21 protein-coding genes and 1 tRNA gene are annotated in these 24046 nt (G+C 40.7%); 14 read left to right on the top strand and 8 right to left on the bottom strand.

The window, feature by feature from the left end:
* Window positions 1-139: 139 nt before the first annotated feature.
* The gene (locus EJ995_RS04440; RefSeq protein WP_126446000.1) at window positions 140-586 is read right to left on the bottom strand and encodes a ferritin-like domain-containing protein; all 447 of its coding nucleotides are present in this window, start codon (window positions 584-586) and stop codon (window positions 140-142) included.
* A 622-nt stretch (window positions 587-1208) separates the two neighbouring features.
* Between EJ995_RS04440 and EJ995_RS04435 the strand changes: the two genes are divergently transcribed.
* Window positions 1209-2483: a ribonucleotide-diphosphate reductase subunit beta gene (locus EJ995_RS04435; protein ID WP_126445998.1), complete on the top strand. Its 1275-nt coding sequence runs from the start codon at window positions 1209-1211 to the stop codon at window positions 2481-2483.
* Window positions 2484-2485: 2 nt separating this feature from the next.
* The gene (locus EJ995_RS04430; RefSeq protein WP_126445996.1) at window positions 2486-4276 is read left to right on the top strand and encodes a ribonucleoside-diphosphate reductase subunit alpha; all 1791 of its coding nucleotides are present in this window, start codon (window positions 2486-2488) and stop codon (window positions 4274-4276) included.
* A gap of 259 nt (window positions 4277-4535) precedes the next feature.
* Here EJ995_RS04430 and EJ995_RS04425 read toward each other — a convergent pair whose 3' ends face one another.
* Both EJ995_RS04425 and EJ995_RS04420 read right to left on the bottom strand, forming a co-directional pair.
* Complete coding sequence (locus EJ995_RS04425; protein WP_126445994.1) at window positions 4536-5459, bottom strand: hypothetical protein; 924 nt, start codon at window positions 5457-5459, stop codon at window positions 4536-4538.
* Between the two features lie 72 nt (window positions 5460-5531).
* Window positions 5532-6104, bottom strand: a complete 573-nt coding sequence (locus EJ995_RS04420; protein ID WP_126445992.1) for a DUF3109 family protein — start codon at window positions 6102-6104, stop codon at window positions 5532-5534.
* A gap of 484 nt (window positions 6105-6588) precedes the next feature.
* Between EJ995_RS04420 and EJ995_RS04415 the strand changes: the two genes are divergently transcribed.
* Together EJ995_RS04415 and EJ995_RS04410 are read left to right on the top strand one after the other, a co-directional pair.
* Window positions 6589-7191, top strand: a complete 603-nt coding sequence (locus EJ995_RS04415; protein ID WP_126445990.1) for a MarC family protein — start codon at window positions 6589-6591, stop codon at window positions 7189-7191.
* A gap of 2 nt (window positions 7192-7193) precedes the next feature.
* The gene (locus tag EJ995_RS04410; RefSeq protein WP_126445988.1) at window positions 7194-7391 is read left to right on the top strand and encodes a hypothetical protein; all 198 of its coding nucleotides are present in this window, start codon (window positions 7194-7196) and stop codon (window positions 7389-7391) included.
* On the opposite strand, the gene EJ995_RS04405 is transcribed toward EJ995_RS04410, so the two are convergent.
* From EJ995_RS04405 to EJ995_RS04390, 4 genes are all read right to left on the bottom strand, one after another.
* Entirely contained in the window at window positions 7388-8968 is a 1581-nt protein-coding gene (locus EJ995_RS04405; RefSeq protein WP_126445987.1) for a S41 family peptidase, read from the bottom strand. The two genes, EJ995_RS04410 and EJ995_RS04405, sit on opposite strands and share 4 nt — an antisense overlap.
* The gene (locus tag EJ995_RS04400) at window positions 8965-9396 is read right to left on the bottom strand and encodes a deoxycytidylate deaminase (RefSeq protein WP_126448865.1); all 432 of its coding nucleotides are present in this window, start codon (window positions 9394-9396) and stop codon (window positions 8965-8967) included. Before EJ995_RS04400 ends, EJ995_RS04405 begins: the two co-directional genes overlap by 4 nt.
* 76 nt (window positions 9397-9472) lie before the next feature.
* Window positions 9473-10060 (bottom strand): HupE/UreJ family protein, encoded by a 588-nt coding sequence (locus tag EJ995_RS04395; protein WP_126445985.1) that lies wholly within the window; start codon window positions 10058-10060, stop codon window positions 9473-9475.
* A 75-nt stretch (window positions 10061-10135) separates the two neighbouring features.
* A complete protein-coding gene (locus tag EJ995_RS04390; protein WP_206482266.1) occupies window positions 10136-12157 on the bottom strand; it encodes a TonB-dependent receptor family protein in 2022 nt (673 codons plus the stop codon).
* A 168-nt stretch (window positions 12158-12325) separates the two neighbouring features.
* On the opposite strand from EJ995_RS04390, the gene EJ995_RS04385 reads away from it, so the two are divergent.
* On the top strand, window positions 12326-14620 hold the full coding sequence (locus tag EJ995_RS04385) for a tetratricopeptide repeat-containing hybrid sensor histidine kinase/response regulator (protein ID WP_126445981.1): 2295 nt from the start codon (window positions 12326-12328) through the stop codon (window positions 14618-14620).
* 115 nt (window positions 14621-14735) lie between these two features.
* Here EJ995_RS04385 and EJ995_RS04380 read toward each other — a convergent pair.
* A tRNA-Leu gene (locus EJ995_RS04380) sits at window positions 14736-14817 on the bottom strand.
* 132 nt (window positions 14818-14949) lie between these two features.
* Between EJ995_RS04380 and EJ995_RS04375 the strand changes: the two genes are divergently transcribed.
* The 9 genes from EJ995_RS04375 (at window position 14950) to rsmA (ending at window position 24044) form a co-directional block, all read left to right on the top strand.
* A complete protein-coding gene (locus EJ995_RS04375; RefSeq protein ID WP_126445979.1) occupies window positions 14950-15891 on the top strand; it encodes a ribose-phosphate pyrophosphokinase in 942 nt (313 codons plus the stop codon).
* 30 nt (window positions 15892-15921) lie between these two features.
* The gene (locus EJ995_RS04370; protein ID WP_126445977.1) at window positions 15922-16572 is read left to right on the top strand and encodes a 50S ribosomal protein L25/general stress protein Ctc; all 651 of its coding nucleotides are present in this window, start codon (window positions 15922-15924) and stop codon (window positions 16570-16572) included.
* Window positions 16573-16638: 66 nt separating this feature from the next.
* On the top strand, window positions 16639-17268 hold the full coding sequence (gene pth / locus EJ995_RS04365) for an aminoacyl-tRNA hydrolase (protein WP_126445975.1): 630 nt from the start codon (window positions 16639-16641) through the stop codon (window positions 17266-17268).
* A 137-nt stretch (window positions 17269-17405) separates the two neighbouring features.
* Window positions 17406-18344, top strand: coding sequence for a bifunctional riboflavin kinase/FAD synthetase (locus EJ995_RS04360; protein WP_126445973.1), 939 nt, complete (start codon window positions 17406-17408; stop codon window positions 18342-18344).
* Window positions 18301-19656 (top strand): HTTM domain-containing protein, encoded by a 1356-nt coding sequence (locus EJ995_RS04355; protein WP_241234688.1) that lies wholly within the window; start codon window positions 18301-18303, stop codon window positions 19654-19656. Before EJ995_RS04360 ends, EJ995_RS04355 begins: the two co-directional genes overlap by 44 nt.
* Window positions 19657-19729: 73 nt before the next feature.
* Complete coding sequence (gene serS, locus EJ995_RS04350; RefSeq protein WP_126445969.1) at window positions 19730-21001, top strand: serine--tRNA ligase; 1272 nt, start codon at window positions 19730-19732, stop codon at window positions 20999-21001.
* Window positions 21002-21006: 5 nt separating this feature from the next.
* The gene (locus EJ995_RS04345; protein WP_126445967.1) at window positions 21007-22797 is read left to right on the top strand and encodes a tetratricopeptide repeat protein; all 1791 of its coding nucleotides are present in this window, start codon (window positions 21007-21009) and stop codon (window positions 22795-22797) included.
* A gap of 2 nt (window positions 22798-22799) precedes the next feature.
* Window positions 22800-23129, top strand: a complete 330-nt coding sequence (locus tag EJ995_RS04340; protein ID WP_126445965.1) for a DUF4286 family protein — start codon at window positions 22800-22802, stop codon at window positions 23127-23129.
* A gap of 66 nt (window positions 23130-23195) precedes the next feature.
* Window positions 23196-24044, top strand: a complete 849-nt coding sequence (rsmA, locus tag EJ995_RS04335; protein ID WP_126445963.1) for a 16S rRNA (adenine(1518)-N(6)/adenine(1519)-N(6))-dimethyltransferase RsmA — start codon at window positions 23196-23198, stop codon at window positions 24042-24044.
* Window positions 24045-24046 lie beyond the last annotated feature (2 nt).

The following is a 24046-nucleotide window of genomic DNA, read 5'->3' as shown; positions in this document are numbered from 1 at the left end:
AGCAACAGCCTTAAAGATAGAGGAATACCTAGTATCACTCAAATAGAGTTATGAACAGAAACGTTGAAATAAGTGCATAAAAAAACCCTGCTTTTCTAATGAAAAACAGGGTTTTTAAGTTGGTTGTTCTGGACTAATTCTAGAACATCTCTTCCATGGCATTTACTCTATTCAATGCTGTCTGGATATTATCTCTATGCTTTGTCAACACATTTTTAGTTGATGGCGGCAATGTAGTCTCACTAATAATTTCATTGTATTCCTCGATTGCTGCTTTTTCTCCTCTTATAGCTTCCTCAAGAATCGCCTCCTCATTATCACTCGTAAAAGTTGATTTGATATTCATCCACGTTCTGTGTAAATCACCTTTAATACTCGTTCCTTTATCCGGCTCTTGCCCGAAGCTTTTAAGTTCCTCTTTCAATTCATGACCAAAATTATAACGCTCTTGAGTTTGTGTCTTGAAAAATTCTTTCAATCTCATGTTTTGTACCTTCTCGGCTGCTAGTTTATAGCCAGCTTCTGCATCATAGTTTTTCTCGAGTAATGCGTTTAATTTGTTTCCTACTTTATCTGTATAATTCATAATATTCGTTTGTATGGTTATTAATTCTGTTACAAATATACAGGCACGATATAGCTGCAAAACCACTATTAGCATAGGTTTACCGTAATCTTACCTTGATCTTAACGAGAATAGCGCGTTTGAGCTTGCTTATGTTAAGTTATTTAACTCTATTGATAAGGATAATACCAAAAATCAGTAAGGATCGTCATATAATAAGCGGTCTTTTACAACAATCTATAAAGATTTAACAATATGTCACTATAGTCCGCTTACTAATAAGAGACATCTTCATAAACTTTGAGATCATTTCTGGATCGTCACATTTTGACAAGAATTGAATCAATTATCCTAAGGCATCTTGTTTACATCTTAAATGAGCTGCTAGTTGACATTTTTTTGTCACGGCTGTGTTTGGAAATGACGCTTTCGCGAAAGCAAAATCCAAAAAATCATATTAACAGGCAACGAACTTATGCAGGATACAAGAGTAGGAAACAACCTACTAAAACCATCTAAATACAGTCTAGCCACATGCTCAAATAACTGTTGATAAGCATGTGAACAACCATCTACATATCGCCTTAAAATTTCCTTGATCTATTGCGACTTTTAAATAACACAGTAAACAAAAAGTTAGGACATGGAAATTACACAGATTAGGAAAAGAGACTTTAGCGTTAAACCGTTTGACCTCAACAACATAACAAATGCGGTGTTCAAGGCCTTGCAAGCAGTGAATACAGGTACGCAAGAAGACGCCCAAAACGTGGCGCTTGCGGTTTATAAAACTTTGATGAAACGCAAGGATATTGATCCTAATTATATACCTACCATCGAGCAGGTTCAAGACATCGTCGAGAACAGACTCATGGAGACAGAATTTCATGAAGCTGCCAAAGCCTATATCCTATACCGTAATCAACGCGCGCTGGAACGCAAGACAGACATCTTTGAGAAGCGCGTGAACCTCAAGCCGTATGAGTATCCACAATTATATGATTATGTACCTGCGATAAGACACAGCTACTGGATCCATACAGAGTATAATTTTACCAGCGATATCCAGGACTTTAAATCACAATTGACTGATGTTGAGCGCAGCGCGATTAAGAACACCATGCTTGCGATCTCTCAAATTGAAGTGGCCGTCAAGTCATTTTGGGGTGATTTGTACCACCGCATGCCTAAGCCAGAGATAGGTGCCGTGGGCAGCACATTTGCAGAAAGTGAAGTGCGCCACGCAGATGCCTACTCACACCTCATCGAGATTCTAGGCTTGAATGAAGAGTTCAAGGCGCTTAAAAAGAAGCCGGTCATCATGAAGCGAGTGCAGTATCTTGAGAATGCATTGCGCAACTCAAAGGCAGACGATAATCAGAGCTATGCAGAAGCTGTACTGCTGTTCTCATTATTTATCGAGCACGTATCACTATTCTCACAATTCCTAATCATCATGGGCTTTAACAAGCACAAGAATATGTTGAAGGGAATTTCTAATGTGGTTGAGGCAACGAGTAAAGAGGAGCAAATCCACGGTGACTTTGGTATCGACTTGATCAAGATCTTGCGTGAGGAGCAACCAGGATGGTTTATTCAAGAATACCACGACCGCATAAAAAACATGTGTATCAAATCCTTTGAGGCAGAAAGCGCCCTTGTGGACTGGATATTTGAAGAAGGTGAACTAGACTTCTTGCCTAAAGCGGTCGTGAATGAATTCATCAAGAACAGATTCAACAATTCCCTATCAAGCATAGGCATCGAGCCAGTATTTGAGATCGATGAAGAGCTTGTCGCACAAACAGAATGGTTTGACGACGAGATTATTGCAACAAAACATGGAGACTTCTTTGTGAAGAGATCCATCAACTATACCAAGAGAGCACAAAGTGTAACCAAAGACGACCTATTTTAATTATGAAAGAACAGAATACCACGACAAAACAAGTACAAGACGCAAAGGTTGATGCCAACCAGAAACTAGTTGATGCTAGAAAAGCAGCACTAAACGCTGCAAAGCCGCAAGAAGATGGCGGTTTTAAATGGCTTAATGAGAATAGTCGCAAATTTCTAGAAGCTGGATATTTGACACCAGGCGCGACACCAGAAAGTCGTATAAGAGAAATCGCAGAGCGTGCAGAAACCATTCTAGGTATTCCAGGCTATGCAGACAAGTTCTATGGTTACATGAGTGAAGGTTTCTACTCACTTGCGTCGCCAGTATGGTCCAACTTTGGTAAGCGTCGTGGCTTGCCTATTAGTTGTTTTGGTTCTCACATTGATGATGATATAGGTAACATCCTATACTCACAGTCTGAGGTCGGGATGATGTCAAAGCTAGGTGGTGGTACTTCTGGTTACTTTGGTAAAATACGCCATCGTGGTGCAGCCATTAAAAACAATGGTGAGGCTTCTGGCGCGGTTCACATCATGAGATTATTTGAATCCATGGTGGATGTAGTAAGTCAAGGATCTGTGCGTCGTGGCCGTTTCTCTCCATACCTACCAGTTGAGCATCCAGACATCAATGAATTCCTAGAAATAGGGACTGAAGGTAATCCTATCCAAGAATTAACGCACGGTGTGACCGTGACCAATGAATGGATGGAGCAAATGATAGAAGGTGATGAGAAAAAGCGTACCATCTGGGCACGCGTACTGCAATCACGTGGTGAGATGGGCTATCCATACATTTTCTTTACAGACAATGCCAACAACAATGCGGCAGATGTCTATCAGGATAAAAAGATGCCTATCTATGCCAGCAACCTGTGTACTGAGATCATGCTGCCGTCCAGCGATAAGTACTCTTTTGTTTGTGTATTATCCAGCATCAACCTACTGCATTATGACAAGTGGAAGAATACAGACGCCGTTGAAACAATGGTGTATTTCCTAGATGCGGTAATTACGGAGTTCCTTGAGAAATTAGAGGCTTACCGTGATAGCGACAAACTAGAAGACCAGCAGACATTCCTATTTATGGAACGCGCTTACAATTTTGCTAAGGAGAACCGTTCCCTAGGATTAGGTGCGCTAGGATGGCACTCACTATTACAGTCAAGAAGACATGCCTTTAACAGTAAGGAAGCCTATGACCTGAACAGCGAGATCTTCAAGACGCTTAAAGAGAAAAGTTATAAAGCGAGCGAAGAGTTGGCACAGAAATTTGGCGAGCCAGAATTACTCAAAGGCTATGGCCGTAGAAATGCAACTCTTAACGCTGTGGCACCTACAACATCAAGCGCCTTTATTTTAGGTCAAGTATCGCAAGGTATCGAGCCTATATGGTCCAATATCTATGTGAAAGACATTGCCAAAATCAAGACCACGATAAAGAATCCATTCCTGGTAGAATTGCTGGAAGAAAAAGGCATGAACACTCAAGAAGTGTGGCGCGACATACGCGATCATGATGGTAGCGTGCAGCACCTCGATTTCTTAACCGAGAATGAGAAGGCCGTTTTTATGACCTACAGCGAGCTGGACCAGATGGACATCATCTATCAGGCAGCAAACCGCCAGAATCATATCGATCAAGGACAGTCTGTAAATATCATCGTGCACCCAGAAATGGCTACTAAAGATGTGAACAAAATCCACATCACTGCCTGGAAGCTAGGACTCAAGTCCTTGTACTACCAGCACAGCATGAACGCCGCGCAAAAATTCAAGCAGAAGAAAGAATGTGCTAGCTGCGAGGCGTAAGGAGTCTATAATAATGTTGATAAGCCGTCTAACCCAATGGATTAGGCGGCTTTTTATTGGTTTGATGAAACATCTATATTGAGTAGGCTAAAGCGCAAAGGTTATTGATAAATGGCATTATTAGGGCGTTTCCCAAAAATTTGGGGATTGGGCTTTACGTAACAACCTGCCGGCAGGCAGGCAGGTCTTTTCATCATGCCTGTCGCACGATGAAAAGGATTTTCACTGCAATCCCTAACGCAACACAAATCAGTATGACCTACAGACAACTACAACCAAATAAATCGATCTCTTCATACCATAAGTAAATAACTTCGTCAGAGTCGGTAACATAAATCAGGGCTCGTGAAGGTGTATCCAATTCATTGTTTAATGGGAACGTATCGGCGTAAACGAAAAACACATTCTCAGTGCCTTCAAGTCTTGCAAATGTCTTTTGCAAATGCCAACTGTTACCGCAGTCAGCACAATTTTTAATAGGGTCAGTTTTGAATAGATAATCTACTTCTTTTTTGTTCTCAAAAACCAAGTCGATTTTGAATGGACTGCTAAACAATAAATGATCCTCAAGACTAATACTAGTTGTGTCAATGCTATATTGATGGTAGGTCAAACACTCATCCTCATAAACTCCTAAATTTTCTATTGAAAAGACTCCTGTTTTTTGATCTGTGTGATAAAATAGTTTCGGTCGTTCTTGCTGGCTGTACATAGAATCCATGATACTTGGGAAAAACTGTAAAACTCCGTAATTCTCTGTATTCAAGGGATAATCTATTCCATGGCTGTCCATCAAACTTATTTCAGGCGAAAAAGATATAATCACATCTCCTTCCATATTGTACTTAGGAAATGAAAAAATACCAAGTTCATCAGGTGATAATCTATAGATAGGTGCAAGCGGTTTTTTGAATACTAGATTGTTTTTGTTGGATGCTCTTAGCCTATTAAGAAGTATAGAATTGTTAGGCGTCAAGTCGTTGCTTGAAATAATACTGTCAATCAATTGATTTCGCTTCTCATCGTCCCAAAATCTCTTCGCCCATAATTCACTACAATCTACAGAATCTGTTCTTGAAGAGTTAATTACCTGACTTAAAGGCTCGCCATTCTTCTTACCGTTGAAATCCGAACAGGAAAAGAGGATTGGACACAAGGCCAATATCAAAAAGAATTTTCTCATTTAAAGATTGTTCAACAGTTGATCAATTTAATCTTCGGCTATAATACCGAAATCAAATATTTCACTCAATTTCTAACTATTATTCTTCATCTCCGCAATCTCTTCCAACTCTGCATACCAAGTTGGACCAAATTTTCTAATTAAAGGCTCTTTTAAAAATTTATAGACAGGCACACCTAATTCTTCACCTAGCTCACAGGCGTCGTCACAGATTTGCCATTTATGATAGTTGACGGCTACAAAATCTGTGTATTCCTGTAATCTTACTGGATATAAATGGCAGGATAGTGGTTTGTAATATTGAGTCGCACCATCGCGATAGGCTGCTTCAATTCCGCAAAGTGCCGTTCCATCTTCCTTAAATAGCGTATATGCACATTCTGCACCATCAACTAGAGGAGTTTCTAGCTCGCCATTCTCACGCTCGATCCATGTTCCTTGTTGCTCAATGGCAGCAATTCCTTCAGGTCTCAAGTATGGCTTAACTTTCTCGTACTCACGATCTAGAATATCGAGTTCATCGCGATCAAGAGGAGCTCCAGCTTCACCAGCAACACAACAAACACCTTTGCAGGCAGTGAGATTGCAAACAAAGTCTTTTTCTAAAACATCATCAGAAACTATCGTCTTCCCTAGCTGAAACATGAATTGTGAATTATACAGCAAAGATACGAGTAGGTTTTTAGTAAGTGAGTTGGAGAGTTGGTGAGTTAGTTAGTTAGTTAGTTAGTTAGTTAGTTAGTTAGTTAGTTAGTTAGTTAGTTAGTTAGTTAGTTAGTTAGTTAGTTAGTTAGTTAGTTAGTTAAGATGCTTGCTCGAGCGCAGTCGAGAGCTATCTCGTAGTTAAAATTGCCAGAATAATTCGACCATGATATTCAATAAAAAAATGTTGCAGCTTCAACAAATCAATCAACAAAACCCAAAACGTCATAATTCTGACTTTCTTTTTCAAGTAATTGTGGAATATGATCAAAGAGACATGAGAGTTTGACAAGTAAAAACTGGTGACTGGAAACTGACAACTAATTAACGCTAACTGGCATCTGTTATTTAATCATAACTTAACTTTTACAGGTGGTTTCTAATCTACTTAAAGGCAGTACTTTTGCACGCCGAAAAAAAGCGTGATATGAATTTTAGCCTGATTTCTGACTTTTTTATTGCCATAGATTTCAAAGAGATCTTTACTGCAAGTATGATACTCTTTGCCGTGATTGATATCGTGGGCAGTATTCCTATAATAGTGGATCTGCGACGCAAGGTAGGTCACATTCAAAGTGAAAAAGCTAGTGTCGTTGCTGGACTATTGATGATTGTATTCATGTTTGTGGGTGAGAGCATGCTGTCGCTTATTGGGATTGACGTCAACTCCTTTGCAGTAGCTGGTGCTTTTATCATCTTTTTTATTGCGCTCGAGATGATTCTAGGTGTACAACTATACAAGGATGATCAGCCAGAAACCGCGGCCATCATTCCTATCGCTTTCCCTTTGATTGCTGGTGCCGGTACGCTTACCTCTGTACTTTCCTTGAGATCAGAATATGCCGCGGTGAACATCATAATCGCGATTTTGGTCAACATCTTATTTGTGTACATAGTACTCAAGAACTCTGGACGAATTGAGAAAGTCCTAGGAAAACAAGGGATCAATGTGGTTAGAAAAATCTTCGGTGTTATCTTGCTGGCGATAGCTGTAAAGCTATTTGCGACTAACATTAAAGAACTCTTTTAATTATGAAGTACCTCGTTTATGTTCTGATGGCGCTAGCCGTCGCAAGCATTGTTTTTAATGCCTTGAAGCTGGACTTTTCAAACATCTTATATGGTGATAGTCAAATTGCTGTGATAAGCATTATAGCAGCGCTGTGTGGTATTATTCTACTCAGTATTTTATTGATGTCCTATAAAATAAAGGAGCGTAAGGAATCTTAGTTTGCTGCGCTCAATTCTTTTAGTTTAAGAATCATGGTGTCTTGAGAGTTGAGCATCATTATTTTCACATCAGTACCGTATAATTGCTCGGCCAGCGATGCTTTGAGCAATAATGCAAGATAATCCCGGTATTTATTCAAGCGCAGTGACCGCTGATTTCTTCTAGCACTTGCCATGAACTCATCAATCAAACTGCGTGGTATCTTATAGTTCTCAATAAACTCGTTTTTTGGTAACTTTCTCAAATCCTTGCCTTCATTTTGTAGAAAATCGTTAGCGATACGATCGGCATAACCTGTTCTTGCAAAATACTCCAACGTTTGTTCTGCAAAACTTGAAGGTGCTGGAACAAACACATCTGGAATAATGCCACCACCGCCGTAAACGACCTTACCAGCTGGCGTGGTGAATTTTAGAGAATCGTTTACCTCAATATTATTTTCATCCTGCATCTCTCCATTTTCAAAACGCTCAATGTACTCGTTATAATAGTCCTCGTTACCTGTGTCATATGGTCGCTGAATGCTGCGACCCGTAGGCGTGTAATATCTAGCAACCGTGATGCGCACCGCACTACCATCGCCCAATTGCATTTCCTGTTGTACAAGACCTTTACCAAAGCTGCGGCGACCTATAATGGTGCCCTTATCATTATCCTGCAACGCACCGGCAACAATCTCGCTGGCACTCGCACTATTCTCGTTTATCAAGATATAAACCTGCTTATCTTCAAAATCTCCATCGCTAGAAGCATAACTGTTCTTACGCTGGTTTTCTCGATCCTTTTGAAATAGGATCAATTGATCTTCACGCAGGAATTCATCTGCCATGCTAAGTGCTGCACTTAGAACACCACCAGAATTATCTCTTAAATCTACCGCGATTTCGCTCGCACCTTCATTTTTTAATTTCTCAATCGCTACGTCAAACTCTTCGGTAGTAGTTTCTGCAAAGCGGTTGACCTTTATGTAACCTAACTTATCGGTAAGCATGTAGGCAGCGTCAATGCTCTCAATAGCAACATTACCGCGAGTTACAGGAACATTGATGATCTCATCAAATCCAGGTTGCAATACACCTAATGTGATCTCGCTTCCTTTTTCACCTTTTAACGCATCAGTGCTTAGCTTATCTTCTCCAAATAATGGTTGCCCGTCTAGATAGAGAATCTTGTCGCCACTCTTTATGCCTGCCTCACGACTGGGTCCATCCTTAATAGTTGAGAGTACTGAAATGGTATCCTGATTAACGAAATACCTTATACCGATACCCACGAAATTCCCGCGCAAATCTGTAGCAGCATCGGCTGCCTGATCGTTGGGTATGTAAACACTATGTGGATCGAGATTTCCTAGAATATCGTTTACTGTGACATCTACAATGCTATCAGTGTTGACCTCATCCACGTATCGCTGGTCGATGATATCGATAAGCCTGTTGAGTTTACGTTTTTGCACACTGGTGGTCGCCATCAAACTATTATCCATTCCATTATAAGACAAATAATGACCTAGCAGGATACCAGCGGCCATAAAAAGTCCTAGGAATAAGGGATAAAAGATGTAGCGTTTTTTCATTGATCTAGGTTAGCGATTTGATCTACTTGAACGCCAGCTTTTTGCAAAAATTGCAGCCCACTATCGTCCTTGTAAGCCTCTACATAGACTACACGTTTAATGCCACTCTGGTGGATGAGCTTGCTACAGTTCTGGCATGGCGACATGGTAATATACAAGGTTGCGCCAGCACAGGATTGTGTAGAGCCAGCGACTTTGAGTATCGCATTAGCCTCGGCATGCAGGACATACCATTTTGTATAGCCATCATCGTCCTCGCAGTAGTTCTCAAAACCACTAGGAGTACCATTATAACCATCGCTTATAATCATGCGATCGCGCACGATAAGCGCACCTACCTTACGTCGCTTGCAATAGGACAGCTGCGCCCATTCCGTCGCCATTTTCAAGTAGGCGATGTCATATTTGAGCTGTTTTTCCTTTTTCAATGCTTGATAATTGTTGTTATGATGGTGGTGATTTTGCTTTCGCGAAAGCGTAACAGCCATCAATATTAAAACACATCTACCAGATCCAGCGGTCGATCAACATAGGGATCACAATACCCAGAATAATTGCCGAAATAATCTGTGTCCACTCCTTTTTATTGAAACGGAAGATACCCGTAAAGATAAATGTAATCGTCAAAACGATAAGAACGATTACCAGCTGTGCCGCCTCAATACCCAAAGCAAATTCAAGCAACAACAGCAAGGTGTTTTGATCACTACCAGACGCCAACATTTTAAAAGCACTAGAAAAACCGAAGCCATGAATCAAACCAAAAAACAAGGCAATCATAGCCGTGAGCCATGGCGTGCTATCGCGATGTCTTCTTCCTGCAGTAAAAATGTTATACAAAGCAGTCACAGCTATCGTCACTGGAATGAGAAATTCAATGTATGCAGTTGCAAACGTGACCTTGCCATAAACCACCAATAACAAGGAGATGGAATGACCTATGGTAAAGGCCGTGACCAGCAGCAACAATTTGCGCCAACTGTTGAATAAAAATGGCATGGCAAGAAGTGTGATGAAAAGTATGTGGTCATAGGCCTGTAGATCGAGAACATGCCAGAAACCAAAAAGAAAGTTGGTGATTAAATCATCCATTGAGCGAGCGAGTTAGATAAAAACGGTAATATATAAAATAACGTTAACGCGATCGAGGAAACATGTAATTATTGCCTACTCAAATCGATAACGAACACCCAGGTAACCATTGATTCCTTGCGCTGGCTCATAGAACCTATTGCCAAAGGCGTTGAGCCTTACATTATCAAAATAATCCTGATCTAAAAAATTATTGAGGCCACCGTAAATCGATAACCTATCATTACCTACAGTGAAGTCATAATTGACACTGGCATTTGCAATAAAGGCATCATCCACCAGCGTCTCATTAGAATCATTTGCAAACAATTCACCACGATAATCCATTGACGTTTGAGCGGCAAATCTTGACCTGCTGTAATTGATCGCTACACTCGCGAGATGCTCTGGCAATCCAGGCAGCCTGTTTCCTGATAAATCAGTACCATTTATCTCATAATCTTCATACGTGAAATCACTATACGTGTATGTCGCGCTAAATCCTAAAGACGTACTCAATTGATATGCGGCAGACAGCTCAAGTCCTTGCCTATCTATCTCACCAGCATTGCGGTAGAAGGTCCTACCATCAAATTCTTCTATCTGGAAAGGAACAAGATCATCTTGTGATTGTATGTAAAATAGTGCGACGCTGTAATCAAATCTTTGCATTGATGACTTGATACCTATCTCATAATTCTGGGCGGTTTGCGGTTTTAAATCTAGATTAAAACCTGCACTGCCGTCTGGATTTGCAGATAATTCACTTAACGCCGGCGTCTCAAAACTGGTAGAGAAATTGGCAAATAGATCGATGTTTCCCAGGCTATAGTTGACTCCTAGGCTGCCGCTCAAGGCATTGAGGTAATCGCTATCGCCGCTGCCATCATTTGCAAATCTATCTTCTACACCTATGCGATTGATATCATATCGCAATCCAGCAAGAATTGTCCAGTTGTTATTTTGCAATTTATCAATTACATAAAAACCATAGTTGTGATATTGTTCCAGCTGCCCTAAAACCTGATTTGTAACATCGCCCATCTCATTGTCAAATCGCAAACGCTGATCTTCCTGCAAAGCGATTGCATAGCCTGCTTGCAATTGGTTATTCCAATTACCTAATTCATTATAAAATGATATATCAGTTCCATGACCATAGTAGTTGCGGTATAATTCAACTGCGCCACTATTCTCAAAAGGTAGCTTGTTATTAAAATCACGATATGTATAAAACGCATAGGAATTAAGAGCAATATCCTGCCAGTCTTTCTTGTAGCTAATTCCCGTTTTAATCTGCTGTACCTGTTCCTGTGTGTCAAACTCAACATTACGTGCTCTGGCTTGGGATCTATCAAGATTTACTTCTTCAATAGTCAAACCGCCAGCATCCAGCGCTAATGGACTATTGGTGTAATTGAGTTGAAAGTTTACTCCATCTGTGTCGCTTAGTGGTAACCGCGTGGTTGCATTGAAACCATAACTTTCAAAACCACTGTGGTCTCGATAACCATCCGTCGTAATGCGATTGGCAGCGATTACAGTACTGGCTTTTCCCGTTCTAAAACCTGCTTGCACATCATAATTAGTCATGTTAAAACTACCAGTGGTAATTCCTGCCTGCACATAGTTATTTTCAAAATCCTGTTGGGTACGTATATCAATCACGCCACCAGCCGCATTCCCATACAGTAAGGATGATGGGCCACGCAACACGGTAATCTCGTCTATAATCCCTAGTGCAAGATTGTCAATTTGTCCTTGGCCATCGGGCGTGGTTTCCGGTATTCCATCAACGACAATCTTGATGCCTCTTATCCCAAAGGCCGACCGCGCACCAAAGCCACGCATAGATATGCGCAGATCTTGAGAATAATTATTGCGATTGAGAACAAAAAGTCCTGGAATGCCTTGTAGGTACTCATCCAGTGACAGCTGTTGTTGGAGATTTTTATTGGGGTACCGCTTTCGCGAAAGCGAGAACGGCAAATCTTCTAGTGAGTCATCAAGATCTACGGTTTTCACAGTCTTAATAACGATAGGTTGCAGTGAGTCTGTTTGCGACCATCCCAAAGCTGAAATAAAGAGACAAAACAGAAATAAATGGATTGTTTTCAAGAGAACTATTTGAAGTAAAAAAGCCTCAAGATAGTTACTGTGATGGATCATTTTATGTAATTCATCGTAAAATGACAGCTGAAACAGTCTAAAATCAAGCAATACAGCAATTTACTCTCTATTTTGCGATCAAATCATTGTAGATACCTCTTTACTACCTTGACATTTATGCACTCTATAATCAGAAACCTTTTTTATTGCCTCGCGCTCATAGCATGTTTTGGTAATACTTATGCAAGCGTTAATAGCATTAAAGCTGGAGTATCGTTCGTAAATAATGTAAGTACACAGCAAGATACAACTGTAAGTAAAGCTGAGCTTGATGAGATGCTTGATCAATCGTATTACCTATACACCATTGGTAAGTTTGACGAGTCTTTTAAAAATAATATCAAAACGATAAAACTTGCCAAAGAAGCTGGTGATGACCTTACCCTACACTATTCCTATAATTATTTAGGGTATGATTATCTAGTCCTAGAAGATACCATTAAGGCAAGAGAAAGCTTATTAAAGTCTTATGAGTATGCGAGAAAAAGTAAGGATCCATCAGCACTCGCAAATTCTTATACCTCACTAGCTAGTTTACTCACGCTAACAGACAGCACTTTTGACAAAGGTGTTTTTTATTACAAGAATGCCATCAAAATCAATAAAAAGATCAATGATACTTTAGGGCTTGAAAATACCTATTATAATTATTATCAGGCTCTAATGGACAAGCCTACTGAAGAAAATAAAGAAATTGCGGATGGTCTTATTGAACCGCTTAGGCAACTACTAACCTCACCTAATGTGAGCGAAGATTTTAGAGCAAGTACCAATCTAATACTTGCAAAACGCAACATGACTTCAAGAAATTACAAAGTTGCACAACTCTATTTTGAAAATGCCATCGCCATCGCCCGACGAAATGGCTTCAGCGAGATTCTAGCTAATGCCTACAAAGAATATGCTAATGCACTACAATCACAAGAGAAATATCAGGAAGCTTATAGCTACCTTTTTAAACACGACAGCCTAGCTGAAATCAATCAATTATTTAAAAATGACGAGGTAAGCAAACGCCTTGCTGCTAAATTCAATTTTGATGAAATGCAGAAGGAAATTGCTCAAGAAAATCTGGCAATAGATGAACAGCAAGCAACAATTGAAAATAGAACTGAACTCAATTACCTACTTGCAGCGCTGATAACTTTAGTAATAGGCTTTTTGATATTTACCATTTTTGTATCTAAACGACGAAAGCAATTCATCAAAGTCTTAGAAAGAAAAAACGATCAATACCTACAAGAGAAAGAAAAAACCCAACAACTGGCTAAAGTCAAAAGCGATTTCTTCTCGACTGTGAGTCACGAATTGAGAACTCCATTATATGGAGTTATTGGTTTAAGTACCATTCTTATGGAACGCAATAAGGATAAGGAACAATCACAAGATCTTAGATCCCTGAAATTTAGTGCAGACTATTTGCTTGCATTAGTAAATGATGTATTGCATATCAATAAAATTGATTCTAAAACTAAGATTGAAAACAGCGACGATGTATTCAATGTGGTTGATCTTGTCAAAAATATTGTGTCCACTTTTGAATATCTTAAGAATCAAAATGGTAATGAAATTAAAATCAACTTCTCAGATGATTTACCGCTTTTAGTCAAAGGAAATATGACTATTCTTTCTCAAATACTCATGAATCTAGTAGGTAATGCCTGCAAGTTTACAGAGCAAGGAACAATTACTGTAGATGTCAAGACAGCATTGGGTATACAAAACTCATGTATCAGATTTTCCATAAGCGATACTGGTCATGGAATAGGTCAAGAAAAGATCGATAGCATTTTTGAGGAGTTTACTCAAGGTGAACAAAAGTCCTATAACTATCAAGGCACAGGTTTAGGATTATCGATTGTAAAAAAATTACTTACTGCTGTAGATTCTCGCATTCACGTAGAGAGTACATTAGGTATAGGATCAACTTTTTGGTTCGACTATGAATTTGAAGAAGTAAAAAATCATGTTTTTGAGAATACTGAAGTTAAAAAAGTATATCCAGTAAAATTATTGAACAAGCTAGAAGTTTTGATCGTTGAGGACAACAAGATCAATCAGATGGTTACTAAAAAAATTCTTGAAAAGTTTGATGTCAAGTGCGAGATTGCCGAAAACGGTGAGATCGCCGTCAATATGACTCAGAATAAAGCATACGACCTTATATTAATGGATGTAAACATGCCTATTATGGATGGTATAGAAGCAACAAGCATCATCAGGCAATACAGTGATGTCCCGATAGTCGCCTTGACCGCAGTAGAATTGGAAGAAATGAGAGCGCAGATATTAGATTCTGGAATGGATGACATCATTGTAAAACCCTATGACTTAAAAGAGTTTCAACAAACGATCATACGCTATTCACAAGAATACAAGGAGCGCAAGAAAAATGCGCTTACTGCTTCTTAGGGTTTCGCAACTAATACCATCAGACTATTCACATTATTTTTTACCACAGTTCTTTCCAATAAAAAACCCTAGCTATCAAATCAATTGATATTGCTAGGGTTCTCTAATTAAAAAGTACCTCAGGCCGGAATCGAACCGGCACGCCGTGAAGCATTGGATTTTGAATCCAACGTGTCTACCAATTCCACCACTGAGGCATTAAAATTGGGATGGCAAAAGTAACAAAATATCTTTTTCAAATAGCATATTTCTTAGGCAATTTTAAAGCCGTGATTAAAATTAGTTTTACATTTGCAGCCTTAAAATCAGGACACTAAAAGATCTTTAAGATGCCTTACTCCGTATCAGAAGCAAAATTATTCGGTTGCCGTCAAAGCACGGATCTTGCACAAGCAATTGCAGATAAGTACGGCGCGTCTCTAGGTCAGGTAAATTTTACCACCTTTAGTGATGGAGAATTCCAGCCTAGTTTTGAGGAATCCATAAGAGGTCGTCGTATTTTTTTAATAGGATCCACACATCCTAGTAGCGACAACTTGATGGAGCTGTTGCTCATGATTGATGCGGCAAAAAGGGCTAGCGCTCGTCATATCACAGCTGTGATACCTTACTTCGGTTGGGCACGACAGGATCGCAAGGATAAGCCTCGTGTACCCATAGGTGCCAAGATGATCGCCAAAGTTCTTGAAGCAGCTGGTGCAACTCGCATCGTGACTATGGACTTACATGCAGATCAAATTCAGGGCTTCTTTGAAAAGCCAGTAGATCACTTATTTGCATCGTCTTTATTCATCCCTTATTTAAGAGATTTGAACCTGAGCGATTTGACGATTGCGTCACCAGATATGGGTGGCTCAAAGAGAGCTTACGCCTACTCTAAGACTCTTGAGAGCGATGTAGTTGTGTGTTATAAACAACGTCAAAAGGCTAACATCATTTCACACATGGAACTGATAGGCGATGTGACTGGAAAGAATGTAGTGCTCGTGGACGACATGGTAGATACTGCAGGAACATTGACTAAGGCTGCTGATGTCATGATGGAGCGTGGTGCAAAAAGCGTACGTGCGATTTGTACACACGCGATACTTTCTGGAAAAGCATATGAGCGCATTGAAAATTCTAAGCTAGAAGAGCTTATCGTTACCGATTCTATACCGCTCAAGAAAGAGAGCAAAAAAATCAAAGTACTAAGCTGTGCAGCCTTATTTGCAGGCGTTATGAAGAGCGTCCAGAACAATGAGAGCATCAGCGATAATTTTATAATGTAAGTAAATCAATTAATAATTAAATAACCCAAAATGAAATCAATCACGATCTCAGGATCTAAAAGAGAAAGCGTGGGCAAAAAGGCAACTAAAGCCCTACGTAATGCTGGATTGGTACCTTGTGTAATCTACGGAGGAGACGAGCCCATTCACTTTCAAGCAGAAGAGAAAGCATTTAAAAACCTTATCTACACTCCAGATGCACACCTCGTGGTAATTGACCTAGGAAAAGATGGTCAATACAATGTTATCGCACAGGACATGCAATGGCACCCAGTAAAAGAATTGCTATTACATGCAGACTTTTATCAAATTTTTGATGACAAGAAAGTAACCATGGAGATTCCAGTAATCACTGTCGGTACCTCACGTGGTGTACTTAATGGTGGTGTATTGAGAAGAAACAACCGTAAACTGCGCGTCAAGGCGTTACCTGCAAACTTGCCAGATTATATCCAGATCGATATCTCTGACATGAAGATAGGTAACAAGCGTTATGTACGTGACCTGCGAGTAGACGAGTACGAAATCATGCATCCAGACAGCGTTGTTGTCGTGATGATCAAAACTTCTAGAACTGCCATCGCAGATGAAGAAGATGATGAAGATGAAGTACCAGCTGATGAAGTACCAGCAACTGAGACAGATGATGTCGCAGCTGTTAAAGAAGGTACTGACGAGTAAGCACTCCACAGACTATTTATACAAGCCGTTCCCTATTTTGTGGAGCGGCTTTTTTATTTTTGGGTGATGATTAAATGGCTTAAAAATTTACTAGGTAACACTCCAGCAATAGAGTCAACAGACGATACTATGAAGAAATTTTTAATAGTAGGATTGGGTAATCCTGGTAGCAAGTACGAGAACACCAGACATAACATTGGATTCAAGATACTGGATGAATTGGCTAGTATGAAAGAAGTGAGCTTTGAAACGCTTAAGTTGGGCGATGTTGCACAAACCACACACAAGGGTAAAAAAATCACCTTGCTCAAGCCTAATACCTTCATGAACTTATCTGGTAAAGCGATCAAATACTACCTCAAGCAAGAGAATATTTCTATCGACCAGCTACTTGTGGTGACAGATGATTTGAACTTAGAATTTGGTACCATACGCATGAAAGGAAAAGGCAGTCCTGGCGGCCACAATGGACTCAAGGACACACAGGTACAACTCAATACGCCCAATTATCCTCGATTGCGTTTTGGTATATCTGACCAGTTTTCTAAGGGCAATCAGGTAAATTATGTGCTAGGTGAATGGTCTAATGAAGAGCTCAAGGATCTTCCAGAACGTATCGAGACGGCAGCACGGGCAGCGCTGGCATTTACGCACGGCGGTCTTGCAAACGCTATGAACCAGTTCAATGGTAAGTAAATTACAGGTTATTTTTCTCGAGTTAGCTTTCGCGAAAGCGTAATCCTCAAAACACCCTATAACTATTTAAAGGAACCATAGCAAACCTCATAATTCTAACCACGATCCCTTAATTTGCAGTCGCTAGAAAAAGTCATTTGAAAACGTATCATCACATAGATCAATATCAGGCCAGCGCAAAGGCCGTCGTTACAATAGGAACTTTTGATGGTGTGCATCATGGCCACCAACAAATTTTGAAACGCGTGGTCAATCGTGCTACAAAGGAAGATCTAGCGAGCGTCCTGCTTACATTTTTCCCTCATCCCAGAATGGTGCTACAACCAGATCATGATCTCAAGTTGCTCAATACTATAAAAGAGCGCGAACAACTTGTTGCCGCCATGGGCATTGAGCATATGATAATTCATCCGTTTTCGTTAGAGTTTTCACGCACGACAGCTCACGAGTATGTGAAAAACATTCTAGTAGATAAATTGCAAGCCGCCGTAGTGGTGATAGGCTATGATCATAGATATGGTCGCAATAGAACGGCAAGCATCGATCAGCTCAAAGAAGATGCTCAATTATATGGTTTTGAGGTGGTCGAGATCTCAAAAGAAGAAGTAGAAGAAGTTGCCGTAAGCAGTACCAAAATCAGGAATGCATTACTCAATGGTGACGTACTAACAGCTACTCAATATTTGAGCAGGTCTTTTAGCATTTGCGGCACCATCATTCATGGTAAGGAAATAGGCCGCACGATGAATTACCCAACGGCAAACCTGCATGTCGAGGAAAATTATAAGATCCTACCCAAAAATGGCGTTTACATTACTAGCAGCGAGATTGATGGAAAGAAAGTCTACGGCATGACCAATATAGGCAGCAATCCTACCGTCAAGGATGCGGATGGTTCACGCAGCATTGAGACATTTTATCTGGATCTTGATAAGGATCTTTATGGTCAAGAAATGGAATTGTTCTTTCATCAGCGAATAAGGGATGAGAAAAAGTTTAATTCTCTAGAAGAACTTAAAAAAGCCATGCAAGATGATGAGCGTAAAACGAGAGACTATGCAAGACAGGCTCAATAGATGGTTGTTCAAGCAGGTAGATAATTCTGCACTGGTAGCTTTTAGAGTCATTTTTGGACTGCTATTGGCTTGCGAGGCTTTTGGATCCATTGCCACTGGTATGGTAAAACGCGCCTTTATCGAGCCCAAGTACACCTTTACTTTCATAGGCTTTGACTTTCTAGAACCACTACCCGATTATTGGATGTATGTGCTGTATTGTACCATGGGCGTTGCTGGATTACTAGTCATGGTAGGCTACAAGTATCGGGTGGCAATGACCTATTATGCCATTACATGGACTTATGTGTACCTGTTGCAAAAATCCAGTTACAACAACCACTGCTACCTATTGATGCTGCTCAATTATCTCATGATATTCCTGCCGGCACACAAGTCTGCATCGATAGATGCCAGAGTCAATCCAGGCCTGAGAAAAGAACACATGTCTAGATGGATCTACATTTTTATCATCACGTTTATCTGGATTATTTACTCCTATGCGAGTATAGCAAAGTTTTACCCAGACTGGATCGATGGTAGTTTTCCTAGATACTTGATGAGCATACGTGGCAAGGAATGGTCACTACTTCAAGAAACTTGGGCGCATGAAGCGATCAAATATTTTGGATTGCTATTTGACCTGCTTATAGTGCCTTTGCTTTTATGGAAACCTACACGGTGGCCAGCTGTTATTGCGTCCATATTTTTTCATTTATTCAATAGCATTGTCTTTAAGATTGGGATCTTTCCTTACATGGCGTTATCATTTTTACTGTTCTTTTTCTCGGTTGAGAATGTGCATAAGTGGTTTGTATGGAAAAAGACATTCTATGCCGCTGGTGAGATTATCGTTCCCAAAACGCGCAACTGGATCATTGCTGGAACGACCACTTTTTTATTGGTGATGTTGCTCTTACCACTACGTCATTGGGCCATCCCAGGCGACGTCTTCTGGACTGAAGAAGGTCACAGACTATCCTGGCGCATGATGTTGCGCAGTAGATCTGGATATGCAACGTACACGGTAGTCGATAAGGATTCTGGTGAGCGTACACGTATTAGGTTATCAGACTATTTATCAAATAAGCAGAAACGAGCCGTACAGAGCAAACCAGATTTTATGTGGCAATTTGCCCAAAAGCTCAAAAAAGAATATGCCAAAAACGGTCAAGACGTTGCTGTTTATGTAAGAGCAAAAGTAGGCATCAACGGTCGCAGGCCTGTGCCTTTTACAGATCCTGATATCGATCTTGCAGATACTGAATGGAGTCACTGGAACCATCATGAATGGATTTTACCATCACCTGGTTATACCCGAGAAGACGATTAAAAGTAGAACGGCTCTTGAGCCGGGTTTACACAGTTAATCGTTAATTTTACTTTTTCAATAATATTATCACAACATGTTACAGATTGCTGCCATACGCGAGCATAAGGATGAGTTTGCAAAAGCTCTTACCAAAAGAAATATTGATGCTATTCCTATGCTGGAAGAAGCGTTGTTGCACGATGAGAATAGAAGATCCTTGCAGGCACAACTTGACGAGACGCTAGCAGAAAGTAATAAATTATCAAAGCAAATAGGTGAGCTTTATAAGAGCGGTAAAGCAAATGAAGCAAATGCGCTCAAGGAAACTACAGGTGCGCTCAAGGCAAAATCAAAAGACCTAAGCGACCAGCTCAACGAGGCAAGTTCAAGATTGCAGGACGTTCTTTTTACCATTCCTAACATACCGCAGGAATCGGTGCCGGCTGGTAACAGCGATGAAGATAATGAGGTCGTCTCTGAGCATGGTGAAAAACCATCGTTGGATGATAATGCACTGCCACATTGGGAACTAGCAAAAAAGTATGACATCATTGATTTTGAACTAGGGAATAAAATCACAGGTGCTGGATTTCCTGTTTACAAGGATAAAGGTGCACGATTGCAGCGAGCTTTGATCAACTATTTTTTAGATTATAATACTCGCGCTGGTTATAAAGAAATGCAGGTTCCTCATGTGGTGAATGAAGCGAGTGGTTACGGTACTGGTCAACTACCAGATAAAGAAGGTCAGATGTATCACATAGGCAATGAGGATCTATACTTGATTCCAACTGCCGAAGTTCCTATCACCAACTTATATCGTGGCGATTTGCTAGAAGAAAAAGCACTGCCTATCGCGATGACAGGTTACACACCATGTTTCCGTCGTGAGGCTGGTAGTTATGGTAGCGATGTACGCGGACTTAATAGGCTACACCAATTTGACAAAGTAGAAATACTGCGTATCGAGCATCCGGATAAAAGTGATGGTGCTCTTGATGCAATGGTTGTACACGTCAAGGGAATTTTGGAAGAATTAAAATTGCCCTATCGCATATTGAGATTATGCGGTGGCGATTTGGGCTTTACTTCTACTCTAACCTATGACTTTGAGGTTTACAGCGCAGCACAAGAAAAATGGCTGGAAGTGAGTAGCGTTTCTAATTTTAAAACGTTCCAAGCAAACAGGCTCAAGCTGCGTTATAGGAATGGTGATAATGGCACAGAATTAGCTCATACGCTCAACGGTAGTGCATTGGCGTTACCTCGCATACTCGCAGCGATACTAGAAAACTATCAGGATGAGAACTCCATTCACATTCCTGAGGTTCTAAAACCATATTGCGGCTTTGATAAAATAGACTAGCATACATGAAGTACTTGTTGATCGTATTATTTCTGGCAACCAGCTACACACTCGCAGGGCAAAACTTGCAGCTGGCAGAAAACTATGCAGATCAAGGTGAATACGACAAAGCCTATGCTATTTACAGCAAGGCGTACCAAAAGAATAAGAGAAACATCAACTTCTTGAAACGCATGGTCGAGATGCAACAGCAACTCGAGAACTACACGATTGTTGATAGTTTACTGGATGCAGGTGAAAAATTTGTGCGTGCAAAAACGATTTTCCCTTTATTGCGTGGTTATAATTTGACCTTGCAAGGTCAGGACACACTTGCCGCTGCCTATTACAATGAGACACTTGAAAGCGTTGATAGCCTGCCCAATACAGGTATGATGATCGCCAAAGAGTTCGAGAAGCGCAGCCTGCTACCTCAAGCCATTGAATCCTATGAGCGTGCCATGGCGGCAAACGAGAAGTACAATTACAGCTTTCAAGTGGCGAGATTGTATGGCGAGCAAGGTAAGCTGGACAAGATGTTTGCTAGTTACGTGGACCTTATCGAGAAAAATGAAGGCTACCTGCCACGAGCACAAGCCACTTTTTCGATTTATATCACCGATGATGCTGCCAATACTAGTAATAAAGAGCTAAGAAAAGTGCTGCTTACCAGAGTTCGCCAACAACCACGAGCTATCTACAATGAATTATTGAGTTGGCTTTTTGTCCAGCAAAAGGATTACAATGCGGCTTTTGTACAGGAAAAAGCACTATACAATCGTGATAAGGAAAGCATCCAGCGTTTGCAAAATCTTGCGGTCGATGCCTATCGCAATAAAGACTATGACGCAGCTAGCAACATCTTGAACTATGTCGTCGAGGAAACCCAGGTTGCCCAAATCAAGTATGTCGCCCAGGTACTCATCTTACAAATACGCACCGATCAAGCAACCGTTGACGAGTACGCACAAATTGATGCAGACTATCAGTCGCTACTAGATCTCTATGGTCGAGATGCGCGGTCCTTCAGTTTACAACAGGCCTATGCCAGATTCCTAGCGTTTAAGGCAGACCAGCCAGATAGAGCGATTGATTTATTGACTGATCTTAAAAACCAGCCTCAGGGCAAGTTTCAAAAAGCCAATGTCAAGATGCTGCTGGCAGATATTCTCGTGCTCAAAGAACAGTTTAATCGCGCACTGATACTGTACAGCCAGATACCAAACGATTTACCCAACTCTGATCTCGCTCAAGAATCACAATTTAAGGTAGCGCGCACCAGCTATTATCAGGGCGACTTTAAATGGAGCCTTACCCAACTCAAGGTTTTGCGTAATGCTGCCAGTAAATTGATTGCCAATGACGCCATGCAGTTGAGCTTGACCATAAGTGATCACTCGATGCATGACACGACCTATGTTGCGTTGTCAGCTTTCGCGAAAGCGGAACTAAAACAATACCAAAACAAAAACGAGCAAGCCTTATCCATGTACTCGAGTTTACTGCAAGACCACAAAGGCGATCCCATCGAGGATGAAGCCCTATTAAGGCAAGCGCAGTTATTTGAATTGCAGGGCGAGAATGAGTTGGCGAGAAAAAACTATGAAAAACTCATAGAATTTTATGGCGACGGCATCCTAGCAGACGATGCTTTATACGAGCTGGCGTTGCTGTTTGAGAGCAAATTAATAATGCCAGAAAAAGCGCAGGAATTATATGAGAAAATCATCTATAATCATGCAGATAGCATCTTCTTTATCGATGCAAGACGTCGATATCGCAAGCTGCGAGGTGATTTTGAAACAAACGAGACATAAGTATGATTATATATAACGTGACGAGCAACATGCATAAGTCACTAGAAAATGAATGGCTGGAATGGGTGCGAGAACATATCGCACAAGTATTGGGAACAGGTCTTTTTATGGATGCCAGGCTCACGAGAGTTCTGGTTGAAGAAGAAGATGACAGCAGCACTTTTTCGATCCAGTATAAGTCTACCAGTCGCGAGGCGTTGGAATTATTTTATGAGAAGCATGATGCCAGGATGCGACAGATTGCCGCTGGACGTTTTGGCGATCGAGTGCTATCCTTTAGAACCGAGTTGGAAATGATCGACGAGTATCGCGTTCATGGGAATATGAATTAGCGATTGCTCTTGCTATAGCGATTTAATCATTACCTTATAGTTTTTCCCACTAGAAAACTTCAAGCCTTGGCTAAAAAACAGTTCAAAAAATACACCTCGCAAGACAAAGGCGTCACTGCCAAAAAGCACCTAGGACAGCATTTTCTTAAGGATGAGAGCATTGCTGTGCGCATTGCAGATTGCTTAACCTACAATGGCTATGACCAGGTTCTAGAAATAGGTCCAGGAACTGGTGTGTTGACTAAGCATGTGATAAGAAAAGGCATCAAGGTCACCGCGATGGAACTGGATAGTGAGTCCGTGGTTTACTTGAAACACTCCTTTCCTATAGAGCATCAAAAAATCGTTTCGCCAGCCACCTTTGAAGTGCTGGAAGCCGACTTTTTAAAGCAGGATTTGAGCCAGATTTTTGGCGATGAGCCTTTTGCCATCGTTGGTAACTTTCCCTACAACATCAGTACACAAATTGTTTTTAAGACCATTGAGAATAGAGAACAGATTCCAGAATTTGGCGGTATGTTCCAGAAGGAAGTGGCACAACGCATTTGTGCAGATCACGGCTCCAAGACATATGGTATTCTTTCTGTCTTGACGCAAGCATATTATGATGCCGATTATCTATTTACCGTTGGCCCAGAGGTTTTTGATCCACCACCAAGAGTGCATAGTGGAGTTTTATTGCTTACGCGAAAACAAAATCACGACCAGCTATCCTGCTCTTATGACAAGCTGCGACAGGTGGTAAAACTGGCATTCCAGCAACGTCGCAAAACGCTACGCAATTCGCTCAAATCCATGAATTTGCCAGACGAGATGCGTGAGCAAGAAATATTTAGCCTGCGACCTGAACAGATATCAGTAGATGAGTTTGTGAAGTTGACGACTGAAATTGAGGAAATTGAAAAAAGCCAGTGATT

This window comes from Nonlabens ponticola (assembly GCF_003966335.1).
In the GTDB taxonomy this organism is placed as follows: Bacteria; Bacteroidota; Bacteroidia; order Flavobacteriales; family Flavobacteriaceae; genus Nonlabens; species Nonlabens ponticola.
Note: the sequence above shows the minus strand (reverse complement) of the source record. Positions and strands in the feature narration are given on the sequence as shown.

Bases quoted from the DNA above. Each gene is read 5' to 3' on its own strand.
- EJ995_RS04440 (WP_126446000.1), bottom strand. From the start codon at position 586: ATGAATTATACAGATAAAGTAGGAAACAAATTAAACGCATTACTCGAG.
- EJ995_RS04435 (WP_126445998.1), top strand. From the start codon at position 1,209: ATGGAAATTACACAGATTAGGAAAAGAGACTTTAGCGTTAAACCGTTT.
- EJ995_RS04430 (WP_126445996.1), top strand. From the start codon at position 2,486: ATGAAAGAACAGAATACCACGACAAAACAAGTACAAGACGCAAAGGTT.
- EJ995_RS04425 (WP_126445994.1), bottom strand. From the start codon at position 5,459: ATGAGAAAATTCTTTTTGATATTGGCCTTGTGTCCAATCCTCTTTTCC.
- EJ995_RS04420 (WP_126445992.1), bottom strand. From the start codon at position 6,104: ATGTTTCAGCTAGGGAAGACGATAGTTTCTGATGATGTTTTAGAAAAA.
- EJ995_RS04415 (WP_126445990.1), top strand. From the start codon at position 6,589: ATGAATTTTAGCCTGATTTCTGACTTTTTTATTGCCATAGATTTCAAA.
- EJ995_RS04410 (WP_126445988.1), top strand. From the start codon at position 7,194: ATGAAGTACCTCGTTTATGTTCTGATGGCGCTAGCCGTCGCAAGCATT.
- EJ995_RS04405 (WP_126445987.1), bottom strand. From the start codon at position 8,968: ATGAAAAAACGCTACATCTTTTATCCCTTATTCCTAGGACTTTTTATG.
- EJ995_RS04395 (WP_126445985.1), bottom strand. From the start codon at position 10,060: ATGGATGATTTAATCACCAACTTTCTTTTTGGTTTCTGGCATGTTCTC.
- EJ995_RS04385 (WP_126445981.1), top strand. From the start codon at position 12,326: ATGCACTCTATAATCAGAAACCTTTTTTATTGCCTCGCGCTCATAGCA.
- EJ995_RS04375 (WP_126445979.1), top strand. From the start codon at position 14,950: ATGCCTTACTCCGTATCAGAAGCAAAATTATTCGGTTGCCGTCAAAGC.
- EJ995_RS04370 (WP_126445977.1), top strand. From the start codon at position 15,922: ATGAAATCAATCACGATCTCAGGATCTAAAAGAGAAAGCGTGGGCAAA.
- pth (WP_126445975.1), top strand. From the start codon at position 16,639: ATGATTAAATGGCTTAAAAATTTACTAGGTAACACTCCAGCAATAGAG.
- EJ995_RS04355 (WP_241234688.1), top strand. From the start codon at position 18,301: ATGATGAGCGTAAAACGAGAGACTATGCAAGACAGGCTCAATAGATGG.
- serS (WP_126445969.1), top strand. From the start codon at position 19,730: ATGTTACAGATTGCTGCCATACGCGAGCATAAGGATGAGTTTGCAAAA.
- EJ995_RS04345 (WP_126445967.1), top strand. From the start codon at position 21,007: ATGAAGTACTTGTTGATCGTATTATTTCTGGCAACCAGCTACACACTC.
- EJ995_RS04340 (WP_126445965.1), top strand. From the start codon at position 22,800: ATGATTATATATAACGTGACGAGCAACATGCATAAGTCACTAGAAAAT.